Source organism: Variovorax sp. Soil_C_19 (assembly GCF_057657255.1).
Genome location: NZ_JBDGIV010000004.1, coordinates 370792 through 384607, shown reverse-complemented (window position 1 = coordinate 384607; position 13816 = coordinate 370792). Strand labels below are relative to the sequence as shown.

Here is a 13816-nt window from a genome sequence, read left to right as displayed (position 1 = left end):
GTATCGCACCCACCGAAGAGCCCGCGGCACCCGCGGGCTTTTTTTTTGGCGCTGCTTCTTCGTTGGCGCGCCTCAGGCCTGCAACTGGCCCCAGGCCTTGTCGAGCCGCTTGACGCTCACGGGCTGCGGCGTGCGCAGCTCCTGCGCGAAGAAGCTCACGCGAAGCTCCTCGAGCAGCCAGCGGAATTCGAGCATGCGCTCGTCGACTACGCCCTTGCGCTCGGCGACCAGCCGCAAGTAACGCTGTTCCTGCGGCCGCAGCTCGGCCAATTTTGCGGCGTCGCGCGCGGGGTCACCGCGCAGCTTGTCGAGCCGCAGCACAATCGCCTTCAGGTAGCGTGGAAAGTGCTGCAACTGGCTCCATGGCGCGTCGGCGATGAAACGCTTGCCGACCAGGCGCTGCAATTGCTGCGCAGCGTCCTGCACCGACTCGGGCTGCAGCTTCGTGTCCTTGATCTTGCGCGCGGCCGCCGCGTATTCGGCCAGGATGCCGCCGGCCAGGCGCGCCACCTCGTTCGCGATCAGCGTGAGCCGGCCTCGCCCTTCCTCGAGCCGGCGCTTGAAGGCGGGCTCGTCGGTGGGCAGCGGTTCCTGCAGGAAGGCGCGGTCGATCGCCACGTCGATGATCTGCGTGCGCAGCTCTTCGGAGGTGCCGAGTGGCATGTAGGCCACCGACATCTTCTGCAGGTCGGGGATGTTCTTCTCGAGGTACTTGAGCGCGTCCTTCAGCTGCAGCGCGAACAGCCGGCGCAGGCCCGCGCGGTGTTTGGCCGCAGCCACTGCGGGCTCGTCGAAGACCTCGATCGTGACCGCATCGCCTTCGTCGCGCAGCGCCGGAAAACCGATCAGCGACTGCGCGCCGCGGCGCACCTCCATGAGCTCGGGCAGTTCGCCGAAGCTCCAGCTCGTGTAGCGCTGGCCCGCTGGCAGGCTGGGCGCGGCGGGCGCCGCCGCAGCCTTGCCCGCTGACTGCGCGCCCGCTTCGGCGTCGGCCGCAGGCCCGCGCGCCGTCGATGGCGAAGAGGCCTTCACGTTGAGGCCCGCGAGCGCCTGGAAGGCGCCGCGGGCCTGCGCGCCGAGTTCGGCCTTGAGCGCACCGAGGTTGCGGCCCATGCCGAGCTGGCGGCCGTGCTCGTCGACGATGCGCAGGTTCATGAACAGGTGCGGCGCCAGCATGTCGAGCTTGAAGTCGGCGCGTTTCACGTCGAGGCTCGTGGCATCGCGCACGCGCTTGAGCAGCGCGTCGGTGAGCGAGCCGGTGCCGAAGACCTCGGGCGCCGACAGCTCGGCGGCCAGCCTTGTCGCGGTGTCGGGCAGCGGCACCAGCCGCGAGCGCGGGCGTTGCGGCAGGCTCTTGAGCAGCGCCTGGATCTTGTCCTTGAGCATGCCCGTGACCAGCCATTCGCAACGCTCCTCGCTCACCTGGTTGAGCACGAACAGCGGCACGCTGACCGTGAGGCCGTCCTTCGGGTCGCCGGGCTCGTGCAGGTAGGTGGCTGCGCAATCCACGCCGCCGAGCCGCAGCGTGGAGGGGAACGACTGCGTGGTGATGCCCGCCGCCTGGTGGCGCATCAGCTCTTCGCGGCTCAGGAACAGCAGACGCGGCTGTTCCCTCGACGCCTGCCGGTACCAGTTCTCGAAGGTGATGCCGCTCGCCACGTCGGCGGGCAGCTGCGCATCGTAGAAAGCGAAGATCAGCTCGTCGTCCACCAGCACGTCCTGCCGGCGCGACTTGTGCTCCAGGCCCTCGACCTCGCGAACCAGCTTGCGGTTGGCCGCGAGAAACGGGAACTTGGTGTCCCATTGCCCACCGACCAGCGCTTCGCGGATGAAGATCTCGCGCGCCGCGACCGGATCGACGCGCGTGAAGTCGATGCGGCGCCCGCTGTACACCACCAGGCCGTACAGCGTCGCGCGCTCGAGCGCCGCGACTTGCGCGCCCTTCTTCTCCCAATGCGGATCGAGCAGTTGCTTCTTCAGCAGGTGGCCCGCCACCTCTTCGAGCCACTGCGGCTCGATGTTGGCGATGCCGCGGCCGAAGAGCCGCGTGGTCTCGACCAGCTCGGCCGCGACGATCCAGCGGCCGGGCTTCTTCTTCAGGTGCGCGCCCGGGTGCTTGTAGAACTTGATGCCGCGCGCGCCCAGGTAGGCCTCGTCGTCCTCGAGCTTCCAGCCGACGTTGCCGAGCAGGCCCGCGAGCATCGACAGGTGCAGCGCTTCGTAGCCTGCCGGTTCCTGGTTGATGCGCCACTTGTGCTCGGTCACGACCGTGAGCAGCTGCGAATGGATGTCGCGCCATTCGCGCACGCGCCGGATGTTGATGAAGTTCTGGCGCAGCAGTTGCTCGTACTGCCGGTTGCTGAGTTTATGCGTGTCGCCATGCCCCCCGCGCGCGTCGGCGATCCATTTCCACAGCCGCAGGTAGCCGCTGAATTCGCTCTTCTCGTCGTCGAACTTCGAATGTGCCTGGTCGGCTTGTTGCTGCGCGTCCATCGGCCGGTCGCGCACGTCCTGCACGCTGAGCGCCGAGGCGATCACCAGCACCTCCTCGAGCGCACCGCGCGTGCGCGCCTCGAGGATCATGCGGCCCACGCGCGGGTCGAGCGGCAGCCGGGCCAGTTCGACGCCGGTGGCGGTGAGTTCGTTCGCGTCGTCCACCGCGCCGAGTTCGTTGAGCAGCTGGTAGCCGTCGGCGATGGCGCGCGGCGACGGCGCCTCCAGGAACGGAAAGCGCGCCACGTCGCCCAGGCGCAGCGACTTCATGCGCAGGATCACGCCCGCCAACGACGAGCGCAGGATCTCGGGATCGGTAAAGCGCGGCCGGCCGTCGAAATCCTTCTGGTCGTAGAGCCGGATGCAGATGCCGTCCGCCACGCGGCCGCAACGGCCCGCGCGCTGGTTCGCCGCGGCCTGGCTGATCGGCTCGACCAGCAGCTGCTCGACCTTGCTGCGGAAGCTGTAGCGCTTGACGCGCGCGGTGCCGGTGTCGATCACGTAGCGGATGCCCGGCACGGTGAGCGAGGTTTCGGCCACGTTGGTGGCCAGCACGATGCGGCGGCCGGTGTGGCCGTCGAAGATTCGGTCCTGCTCGGGGCCCGACAGCCGCGCGAACAGCGGCAGCACCTCGGCGTTGCGAAACAGCGGCTGGTGCGCGAGATGACGGCGCAGGTGGTCGGCCGCCTCGCGGATCTCGCGCTCGCCCGGCAGGAAGACCAGGATGTCGCCCGCGTTGTGCGGGTCGCGCCAGAGCTCGTCGACGCCGTCGGCGATCGCGTCGTTCAGGTCGTGCTCGCGCGATTCCTCGAACGGGCGGTAGCGCTGCTCGACCGGGAACGTGCGCCCCGAGACGAACACCGTCGGCGCCGGCCCCTTGGCGGAGGCGAAGTGATTGGCGAAGCGCTCGGCGTCGATGGTCGCCGAGGTCACGATCACCTTCAGGTCGGGCCTGCGCGGCAGGATCTCACGCAGGTAGCCAAGCAAAAAGTCGATGTTCAGCGAGCGCTCGTGGGCCTCGTCGATGATCAGCGTGTCGTAGGCCTTGAGCAGCGGATCGGTCTGCGTCTCGGCCAGCAGGATGCCGTCGGTCATGAGCTTGACCGAGGCATCGCGCGAGAGCCGGTCCTGGAAGCGCACCTTGAAGCCGACCACGTCGCCGAGCGGCGTCTTCAGCTCTTCGGCAATGCGCTTGGCGACCGAGCTCGCGGCAATCCGCCGCGGCTGCGTGTGGCCGATCAGGCGCCCCTTGCCGGGCGGCGCGTTGAGCTTGCCGCGACCCAGCGCCAGCGCGATCTTCGGCAGCTGGGTGGTCTTGCCCGAACCGGTTTCGCCGCAGACGATCACCACCTGGTGCGCCTGGATGGCGGCCATGATCTCCTCGCGCCGGGCCGAAACCGGCAGCGATTCGGGAAAGTCGATGCGAAGCGAGGGCGAAGGCGTAGTGGTCGTCAAGGGATATCGAAAATCGGGGAACCGGCGATTATCGGTGGCTGCACAATCACGCCCCATGTCCACCGTCTTCAACTTCACCTTCGTGCCCTGGTTCCGCTCGGTCGCGCCCTACATCCACACGCACCGCGGTAAGACTTTCGTGGTCGCGCTGGCGGGCGAGGCGATCGCGGCGGGCAAGCTGCAGAACATCGCCCAGGACCTGGCGCTGATCCAGAGCATGGGCGTCAAGGTCGTGCTGGTGCACGGCTTTCGGCCGCAGGTCAACGAGCAGCTCGCGGCCAAGGGGCACGAGGCGCGCTATTCGCACGGCATCCGCATCACCGACGAGGTGGCGCTCGATTCGGCGCAGGAAGCTGCGGGCCAGCTGCGCTACGAGATCGAGGCCGCGTTCAGCCAGGGCCTGCCGAACACGCCCATGGCGGGCTCGACGGTGCGCGTGATCTCGGGCAACTTCATCACCGCGCGGCCGATCGGCGTGGTCGACGGCGTGGACTTCAAGCATTCGGGCCTGGTGCGCAAGGTCGATGCCGCGGGCATCCGCCGCACGCTCGATTTCGGCGCCATGGTGCTGATCTCGCCGTTCGGCTTCTCGCCCACGGGCGAGGCCTTCAACCTCACGATGGAAGACGTCGCCACCAGCGTGGCCATCTCCATCCAGGCCGACAAGCTGATCTTCCTGACCGAGGTCCCGGGCATCCGCATCGACAGCGAACTGCCCGAAAGCGAAGACAACCCGATCGACACCGAGCTGCCGCTGGCCGCCGCCGAGCGGCTGCTCGCCTCGCTGCCGCCGCCGCAGAAGCCCACCGACACGGCCTTCTACCTGCAGCATTGCGTGAAGGCCTGCAAGGCCGGCGTGGAGCGCAACCACATCCTGCCCTTTGCGCTCGACGGCTCGCTGCTGCTCGAGATCTACGTGCACGACGGCGTCGGCACCATGGTGATCGACGAGAAGCTCGAAAGCCTGCGCGAGGCCACGGTGGACGACATCGGCGGCATCCTGCAGCTGATCGAGCCGTTCGAGCGCGACGGCACGTTGGTCAAGCGCGACCGCACCGAGATCGAGCGCGACGTCGGCCACTACACGGTCATCGAGCACGACGGCGTGATCTTCGGTTGCGCCGCGCTGTACCCCTACCCCGAAGCGCGCACCGCCGAGATGGCGGCGCTCACGGTGTCGCCGCAGTCGCAGTCGCAGGGCGACGGCGAGCGCATCCTCAAGCGCATCGAGCACCGCGCCAAGGCCATGGGCCTGGACAGCATCTTCGTGCTCACTACGCGCACCATGCACTGGTTCCTCAAGCGCGGTTTCCAGCAGGTCAACCCCGACTGGCTGCCCGAGGCGCGCAAGCGCAAGTACAACTGGGACCGCAAGAGCCAGGTGCTGGTCAAGAAGATCTGAACCCACCCGTAGGAAGGCCACCGCCATGACGCTCGCCACCGCCCTGCTGTTCTCCATCGTCGCACTGGCCGCGATCGCCACGCCCGGCCCGACGGTGCTGCTGGCGCTCAGCAACGGCTCGCGACGCGGCGTGCGCGGCGCGCTGCCCGGCATCGCGGGTGCGGTGCTGTCCGACTTCGTGCTGGTCGGCGCGGTGGCGCTGGGCCTCGGTGCACTGCTCGCGGCGTCGGAGTTCTGGTTCTCGATGCTCAAGTGGGTCGGCGCCGCCTACCTCGCATGGCTCGGGGTGCGCATGCTGCGCTCCAGGGGCGGCAGTTTCGATGCGCCCCGTGGATCGGCCGGCGCGCTGCCGGCCGGGATGCCCGGCGAAGGCCGCAAGGTGTTCTTCAAGTCGTTCCTGGTGGCGGTCACCAACCCGAAGGGCTACCTGTTCTGCTCGGCGCTATTGCCGCAGTTCATCGATCCCGCGGCCGCGCAGGGCGTGCAGTACGCCCTCATCGCGGTGCTGTTCGCTTCGCTCGACGCGGCCGTGATGCTGGTCTACGCCTTCGTCGGCGCGCGCGCCATGCGGCTGTTGACGGCCGCCGCCGCGCGCTGGATCGACCGCACCTGCGGCGCGATGCTGCTGGCGCTGGCCGGGTCGCTCGCGTTCTACCGCCGCAGCGGCACCTGACCGGCGCGCCGGCCGCCCGGCGGCGGCCACCCGTCGCCGATAATCGCACCCCATGAATCCCCTGCTCTCCAAGCTCCAGCCCTACCCGTTCGAGCGGCTGCGGCGCCTGTTCGAGGGCGTCACGCCCGATGCCGCCTTCGCGCCCATCAGCCTGGGCATCGGCGAACCGAAGCACGCCACGCCGCCTTTCATCAAGGAGGCCCTGGCCGCCGGCATGGACGCCCTCGCGGCCTATCCCGCCACGGCCGGCAGCCCGAAGCTGCGCACGGCCTTCACCGGCTGGCTCGAGCGCCGCTACGGATTGAAGCTCGATCCGGCCACCCAGGTGCTGCCGGTCAACGGCTCGCGCGAGGCGCTGTTCTCGCTCGCGCAGACGGTGGTCGACGGCAGCCGCACGACAGCCCCGGTGGTGGTGTCGCCCAATCCGTTCTATCAAATCTACGAAGGCGCGGCGCTGCTCTCGGGGGCCGAGCCCTACTACGTGCCGAGCGTGCCCGCGCGCAACTTCGCGGTCGACTGGGACAGCGTGCCCGAGGACATCTGGGCGCGCACCCAGCTCGTCTTCGTCTGCTCGCCCGGCAACCCGACCGGCGCGGTGATGCCGCTGGACGAGTGGCAGAAGCTGTTCGCACTGTCAGATCGCCACGGCTTCGTGATCGCGGCCGACGAGTGCTACAGCGAGATCTACTTCCGCGACGCGCCGCCGCTCGGCGGCCTCGAAGCCGCCGCGAAGCTCGGCCGCAGCGACTTCAGGAACCTGATTGCGCTCACCTCGCTGTCCAAGCGCAGCAACGTGCCCGGGCTGCGCAGCGGCTTCGTGGCCGGCGACGCGGCGATCATCCAGGCCTTCCAGCTCTACCGCACCTACCACGGCAGCGCCATGAGCGGCGCAGTGGCCGCCGCCAGCATCGCGGCCTGGGGCGACGAGGGCCATGTGGTCGAGAACCGCGCCAAGTACCGGGCCAAGTTCGAGGCCGTCACGCCGCTGCTCGCGCAGGTGCTCGACGTGCGCCTGCCCGACGCCAGCTTCTACCTCTGGGCGGGCGTGCCCGAGGCGTGGGGCGGCGACGACGAAGCCTTCGCCCGCGCGCTCTACGCTCAATACAATGTGACCGTTTTGCCGGGGAGCTATCTGGCCCGCGAGGCGACGCACGGGCCCCGCGGCGCCAACCCCGGCCGCGGCCGCATCCGCATGGCCCTGGTGGCCGAAACGGCCGAATGCGTGGAAGCCGCCGAGCGCATCGTGCGCTTCGTGCAGGCCGGCCCGCAGGCGCGCTGAGCGCCTTCTTCCGGCATTTCCTCTTTTTCAAACGAGACCTTCTCATGACCCAGCAACTGCAACAAACCATCGACGCCGCGTGGGAAGACCGCGCCAACCTTTCGCCCAGCGCCGCGCCGGCCGAAGTGCGCGAGGCCGTCGAGCACGTGATCTCCGAACTCAACAACGGCAAGCTGCGCGTCGCCACGCGCGAAGCGGTCGGCCAGTGGACCGTGCACCAGTGGATCAAGAAGGCCGTTCTGCTGTCGTTCCGCCTCAAGGACAACGAGCAGATCCAGGCCGGCTCGCTGGGCTTCTACGACAAGGTGCCGACCAAGTTCTCGCACCTGTCGGCCGCCGAACTCAAGGAATCGGGCGTGCGCGTGGTGCCGCCGGCCGTGGCGCGCCGCGGCAGCTACATCGCCAAGGGCGCGATCCTGATGCCCTCGTACGTGAACATCGGCGCCTACGTGGGCGAAGGCACGATGGTCGACACCTGGGCCACCGTCGGTTCGTGCGCGCAGATCGGTGCCAACGTGCACCTGTCGGGCGGCGTCGGCATCGGCGGCGTGCTCGAGCCGCTGCAGGCCGGCCCCACCATCATCGAGGACAACTGCTTCATCGGCGCGCGCTCCGAAGTGGTCGAAGGCGTGGTGGTCGAAGAGAACTCGGTGCTCTCGATGGGCGTCTTCATCGGCCAGAGCACGCCGATCTACGACCGCGCGACCGACACCGTGATCTACGGCCGCGTGCCCGCCGGCTCGGTCGTGGTGGCCGGCAGCCTGCCGAAGCCCGGCGGCAAGTACAACACCTACGCGGCGATCATCATGAAGAAGGTCGACGCCAAGACGCGCTCGACCACCTCGCTCAACGACCTGCTGCGCGACTGATCCTTCTTTTTTCGCCAGAACAATCAGTACCCCGAGGAGAGCGCCCGATGAACATGATGGAACGGATCCTTCGTCTGATGGCCGAGCGCAAGGCTTCCGACATCTATCTTTCGGCGCACTCCCCAGTCCTGATCCGCATCAACGGCACCTGCGTGCCGATCAACGCGCAGGTGCTGCCGGCCAGCGCGCCGCTCGCGCTTTTGGCCGAAGTGGTGCCCGAGGCCCGGATCCAGGAGCTCGAACGCACCGGCGAGCTCAACATGGCGGTGATGCTCGAGGGCGCCGGCAACTACCGCATCAGCGCCATGCGCCAGCGCGGCAGCTATGCGGTGGTTGTGCGGCACATCGCGTCGACGATCCCGAGCTTTGCCGACCTGAACCTGCCCGACGTGCTCAAGACGCTCATCATGGAAAAGCGCGGGCTGATCCTGATGGTGGGCGCCACCGGCGCGGGCAAGACCACCACGCTGGCCTCGATGCTCGACTACCGCAACGAGCACGCCTCCGGTCACATCCTCACGGTCGAGGAACCGATCGAATTCACCTACACCAACAAGAAGTCGATGGTGAACCAGCGCGACGTGGGCAGCGACACAGAGTCGCTGCAGGTCGCGCTCAAGAACGCGCTGCGCCAGGCGCCCGACGTGATCCAGATCGGCGAGATCCGCGATCGCGACACCATGACGGCCGCCATCGCCTATGCGCAGTCGGGCCACCTGTGCGTGGCCACGCTGCATGCCAACAACAGCTACCGCGCGCTCAACCGCATCCTGAGCTTCTACCCGGTCGAGGTACGCCCCACGCTGCTCGGCGACCTGGGCGGCGCGCTGCGCGCCATCGTGTCGCAGCGCCTGCTGCGCACGCCCGCGGGCGGCCGCGTGCCGGCGCTCGAGGTGATGCTGAACACCGCGCTCGTGGCCGAGCTCATCGAGAAGGGCGACTTCTCGGGCGTCAAGGAGGCCATGGAGCAGTCGATGGCCGAGGGCTCGCAGACCTTCGAGGAGGACATCGCCCGCCTCGTCACCGAGAACCGCATCACGCGGGAGGAAGGCCTCGCCCATGCCGACTCCCCCACCAACCTGATGTGGCGCCTGCAGAACCGCGCCGCGCCCAAGGCGCAGGCCGACGAGCGCAGCCTCATGGACCAGGTCGAGGAACCCACTTTCACCGACATCACGCTCGACGTGAAATTCTGAACCGATAGAGAAGAAGAACCGCCCCGATGTCCCGCACCCTACAGCTTGCCGAACAACTCATCTCGCGCCCTTCCGTCACGCCCGACGATGCGGGCTGCCAACGGATCGTCGGCGAGCGGCTGGCCGCGCTGGGCTTCACGCTCGAGACCATCGAGAGCGGGCCGGCCGACTTCCGCGTGACCAACCTGTGGGCGGTGCGCCGCCCCGGCCATGCGTCGGCTGCCACCCGGACGCTCGTCTTTGCCGGCCACACCGACGTGGTGCCGACCGGTCCGCTCGAGCAATGGACCAGCCATCCGTTCACGCCCACGCACCGCGGCGGCCAGCTCTACGGCCGCGGCGCCTGCGACATGAAGACCTCGGTCGCCGCATTCGTCGTGGCCATCGAGGAATTCCTGCAGGTCACGCCCGAGCCGAAGCTCGCGCTCGCGCTGCTGCTCACGAGCGACGAGGAAGGCCCGGCGGTCGACGGCACCGTGGTCGTCTGCAATGCGCTGACCGCGCGCGGCGAGACCATCGACTACTGCATCGTCGGCGAGCCCACGGCCGTCGAGCGCTGCGGCGACATGATCAAGAACGGCCGCCGCGGCACCATGAGCGGCAGGCTCACGGTGAAAGGCGTGCAGGGCCACATCGCCTATCCGCACCTTGCGAAGAACCCGGTGCATGCCGTGGCGCCCGCACTGGCCGAACTGGTGGCCATCAATGCGGCCGGCGGCTGGGACGCCGGCAACCAATGGTTTCAGCCCACGAGCTGGCAGATCAGCAACTTCCACGCGGGAACTGGTGCAAGCAACGTCATCCCGGGCAGTGCCGTGATCGACTTCAACTTTCGCTTCTCGACCGAATCGACGCCCGAATCGCTTCAGCAGCGGGTGCGCGCGGTGCTCGATGCGCACGGCGTCGACTGCACGCTGGCCTGGACCGTCGGCGGCTTGCCCTTTCTCACGCCGCCGGGCGAACTCGTCAGCGCCGTGCAGGCCGCGATCGCCGACGAGACCGGCATCGCCACCGAGCTGTCGACCAGCGGCGGCACGAGCGACGCACGCTTCATCGCCAAGATCTGCAAGCAGGTGGTCGAGCTCGGCCCCGTGAACGCGAGCATCCACAAGATCGACGAGCACATCGAGGTCGCCGCGATCGAGACGCTCAAGAACATCTACAAGCGCACCCTGGAGCGGCTCGACGAGTCGCAGGCACCATGAGCGCCGCGCCGGGCCGCCCCAAGCAAGCTCGCTCCCGCCTGGCGGGAAGGCGCGCAGCGCCAAGGGTGCACCAGTGAGCGCCGCGCCGGACCGCCGCCAAGCAAGCTCGCTCCCGCCTGGCGGGAAGGCGCGCAGCGCCAAGGGTGCACCAGTTCGCACGGTCATCGCGCTCATCGAGGCCGGCGCCAGGCGGCTCGAAGAGGCCGGCGTCGCCTTCGGCCACGGCACGGCCAACGCTTTCGACGAAGCAGCCTGGCTCGTGCTTTGGCGCCTGAAGCTGCCGCTCGACGACATCGACGCGGCGGCCGAACGCACCGTTTCGCCGGCCGACGCCGCGAAGGTGGCCGCCCTGCTCGACGAGCGCATCGCCACGCGCAAGCCCGCCGCCTACCTCACGAAGGAAGCCTGGCTGCAGGGCGTCCCGTTCTACGTCGACGAGCGCGCCATCGTGCCGCGCAGCTTCATTGCCGAACTGATCGTCGACGGCAGCATCGACTACTGGCTGGGCGAACACACCCGGCGCGTGCTCGACCTGTGCACGGGCAACGGCAGCCTCGCGGTGATCGCGGCCCTGACCTACCCCGACATCGCGGTGGACGCCGCCGACCTCTCGCGTGAGGCGCTCGAGGTGGCGGCGATCAACCTCACCCGCCACCAGCTCGACGATCGCGTCCGGCTGGTCGAATCCGACGGCCTCGAGAACCTGCCCGACCCCTACGACCTGGTGCTGTGCAACCCGCCCTATGTGAACAGCGCGAGCATGGCCGCCCTGCCTGCCGAATACCGCGCCGAGCCCGGTCTGGCGCTGGCCGGCGGCACCGACGGCATGGACTTCGTGCGCCGGTTGCTGTCAGAGGCGCCTTCGCGGCTGAACGCGCGCGGCGTGCTGGTGCTCGAGATCGGCAACGAGCGTGACCACTTCGAAGCCGCCTTCCCGCGGCTCGAAGTGGTCTGGCTCGAAACCTCTGCCGGCGAAGACCAGGTGCTGCTCCTCACGCGAGAGGCGCTGCTGGCATCGGACAGCCGAACGCAGAAATAAGACAAAAACGACGCAGAAACCGCAGAAGCGCCCGTTCCTGGCCTTTTTTCTGCGGCTTTCGCGAACCTTCCGCGCCCCCTGCGTTCTGTACCCGCATGGGGCGGCCCCATTTCGCCCACCCGGGATAATCCCCGGTTCAGGCCCCCCTATTTCATGATCACTCTCAAGAACGTCATTCTTCGCCGCAGCGCCAAGGTTCTGCTCGACGGCGCAACCGTCACCCTCAATCCCGGCGAAAAGGTCGGCCTGGTCGGCCGCAACGGCGCCGGCAAGTCGACCCTGTTCGCGCTGCTCAACGGCACGCTGCACGAGGACGGCGGCGACTTCTCGGTGCCCCGGCACTGGCGCCTGGCCCAGGTGGCGCAGAACATGCCCGAAACCGACGAGTCGGCCACCGATTTCGTCGTCGGCGGCGACACCCAGTTGGTCGAGCTGCGCCAGGCCCTTGCCGCCACCGAGGCCGCCTACGAGGCCAACCCCGACGATGGCGACCTCGGCATGGAACTGGCCCACGCCTACACCCACCTGGCCGACGCCGGCGAGCACGACGCGGTGCCGCGCGCGCAGGCGTTGATCCTCGGCCTGGGCTTCAAGACGCACGAGCTCGACCAGCCCGTGAACAGCTTCTCGGGCGGCTGGCGCATGCGCCTGCAGCTCGCACGCGCGCTGATGTGCCCAAGCGACCTGCTGCTGCTCGACGAGCCGACCAACCACCTGGACCTTGATGCCCTGGTCTGGCTCGAAGCCTGGCTGCAGAAGTACGCCGGCACCATGATCGTCATCAGCCACGACCGCGAGTTCCTCGATGCCGTGACCGACGTGACCCTGCACATCGCCAACGCGCAGCTCACGCGCTACGGCGGCAACTACAGCAAGTTCGAGGATATGCGCGCGCTGCAGATGGAGCAGCAGCAGGTCGCCTTCTCCAAGCAGCAGGACAAGATCGCGCACCTGCAGAAGTTCATCGACCGGTTCAAGGCCAAGGCCAGCAAGGCCAAGCAGGCGCAGAGCCGGGTCAAAGCGCTCGAGCGCATGGAAAAGGTTGCGCCGCTCCTGGCCGAGGCCGACTTCACCTTCGAGTTCAAGGAGCCGGGCAACATTCCGAACCCGATGCTCTCGATCAGCAATGCGAGCTTCGGCTACCGCATCGAGGGCGCCGAACCCAAGACCATCCTGCGCGGCGTCAGCCGCTCCGTGCTCGCAGGCCAGCGCATCGGCATCCTGGGTGCCAACGGCCAGGGCAAGTCGACGCTGGTGAAGACCATCGCGCGCGAAATGGGCGCGCTCGCGGGCCAGGTCACCGAGGGCAAGGGCCTGAACATCGGCTACTTCGCGCAGCAGGAGCTCGACGTGCTGCACCCCGAGAGCAACCCGCTCGAACACATGGTGCGGCTGGCGCGCGACCTCGGCAGCAGCGTCAAGGAAGCGACCGGCGAGCAGGCGCTGCGCGGTTTTCTCGGCAGCTTCAATTTCAGCGGCGACATGGTCAGGCAGCCCGTGGGCACCATGAGCGGCGGCGAGAAGGCACGCCTCGTGCTCGCCATGATGGTGTGGCAGCGCCCCAACCTGCTGTTGCTCGACGAGCCCACCAACCACCTCGACCTCGCCACGCGCGAGGCGCTCGCCGTGGCCCTCAATGAGTTCGAGGGCACGCTCATGCTCGTGAGCCACGATCGCGCGCTGCTGCGCTCGGTTTGCGACGAATTCTGGCTCGTGGGGCGCGGCGTCATCGGCGATTTCGACGGCGACCTCGACGACTACCAGCGCTACCTGCTCGACGAGGCCAAGCGCCTGCGCGAAGAAGCCAGGCTGGCGGTGCGGGAGGCGGCCGCCAGCAGCGCTGCAGCCGAAGCAGCGCCGCCGCCCGCAGCAGCAGCAGCAGTTCCGGCCGCCGCACCACCGGCGAGTTCGCAGCAGCGAAAGCAGGACGCGCAGGAGCGCCAGCAGCGCACCGATCAGGCCCGGCCGCTCAAGCGCGAGCTGGCGCAGGTCGACGAACGCCTCGCGGCCGCCGGCACCGAGCGCAGCGCGCTCGAGGCGCGGCTCGCCGAGCCGCTGCCGGCGGCAGAGATCGCCGAAGCCGGCAAGCGGCTCAAGGCCCTCAACGACGAGATCGGCCGGCTCGAAGAGCGCTGGCTGGCGCTGTCGGACCAGCTCGAGGCGCTGGCAGCTGCCTGACGGCTGGGTGAGAATCGCGCCAAGGAG

The 13816-nt window shown here is 68.6% G+C and carries 9 protein-coding genes; 8 read left to right on the top strand and 1 reads right to left on the bottom strand.

All coding sequences use genetic code 11. From position 1 onward, the window contains the following. Positions 1-72: 72 nt before the first annotated feature. Entirely contained in the window at positions 73-3948 is a 3876-nt protein-coding gene (hrpA, locus tag AC3A6R_RS11595) for an ATP-dependent RNA helicase HrpA (protein WP_487864412.1), read from the bottom strand. Positions 3949-4003: 55 nt separating this feature from the next. On the opposite strand from hrpA, the gene argA reads away from it, so the two are divergent. The 8 genes from argA to AC3A6R_RS11555 all read left to right on the top strand — a co-directional run bounded on the left by argA (position 4004) and on the right by AC3A6R_RS11555 (position 13789). Continuing rightward, positions 4004-5350, top strand: a complete 1347-nt coding sequence (argA, locus tag AC3A6R_RS11590) for an amino-acid N-acetyltransferase (RefSeq protein ID WP_487859219.1) — start codon at positions 4004-4006, stop codon at positions 5348-5350. A gap of 25 nt (positions 5351-5375) precedes the next feature. After that, a complete protein-coding gene (locus AC3A6R_RS11585; RefSeq protein ID WP_487859220.1) occupies positions 5376-6023 on the top strand; it encodes a LysE family translocator in 648 nt (215 codons plus the stop codon). A gap of 52 nt (positions 6024-6075) precedes the next feature. Next, positions 6076-7302, top strand: coding sequence for a succinyldiaminopimelate transaminase (gene dapC / locus AC3A6R_RS11580; protein ID WP_487859221.1), 1227 nt, complete (start codon positions 6076-6078; stop codon positions 7300-7302). Between the two features lie 44 nt (positions 7303-7346). Further along, positions 7347-8171 (top strand): 2,3,4,5-tetrahydropyridine-2,6-dicarboxylate N-succinyltransferase, encoded by an 825-nt coding sequence (gene dapD / locus AC3A6R_RS11575; RefSeq protein ID WP_487859222.1) that lies wholly within the window; start codon positions 7347-7349, stop codon positions 8169-8171. A 47-nt stretch (positions 8172-8218) separates the two neighbouring features. Continuing rightward, positions 8219-9367 carry a PilT/PilU family type 4a pilus ATPase gene (locus AC3A6R_RS11570; protein WP_487859223.1) on the top strand — a complete coding sequence of 383 codons (1149 nt, stop codon included), beginning with the start codon at positions 8219-8221 and terminating at the stop codon, positions 9365-9367. Between the two features lie 26 nt (positions 9368-9393). Next, positions 9394-10572, top strand: coding sequence for a succinyl-diaminopimelate desuccinylase (gene dapE, locus AC3A6R_RS11565; protein ID WP_487859224.1), 1179 nt, complete (start codon positions 9394-9396; stop codon positions 10570-10572). 163 nt (positions 10573-10735) lie between these two features. Further along, positions 10736-11611, top strand: a complete 876-nt coding sequence (prmB, locus tag AC3A6R_RS11560; RefSeq protein WP_487859354.1) for a 50S ribosomal protein L3 N(5)-glutamine methyltransferase — start codon at positions 10736-10738, stop codon at positions 11609-11611. Positions 11612-11764: 153 nt separating this feature from the next. Further along, positions 11765-13789 carry an ABC-F family ATP-binding cassette domain-containing protein gene (locus AC3A6R_RS11555; RefSeq protein ID WP_487859225.1) on the top strand — a complete coding sequence of 675 codons (2025 nt, stop codon included), beginning with the start codon at positions 11765-11767 and terminating at the stop codon, positions 13787-13789. Positions 13790-13816 lie beyond the last annotated feature (27 nt).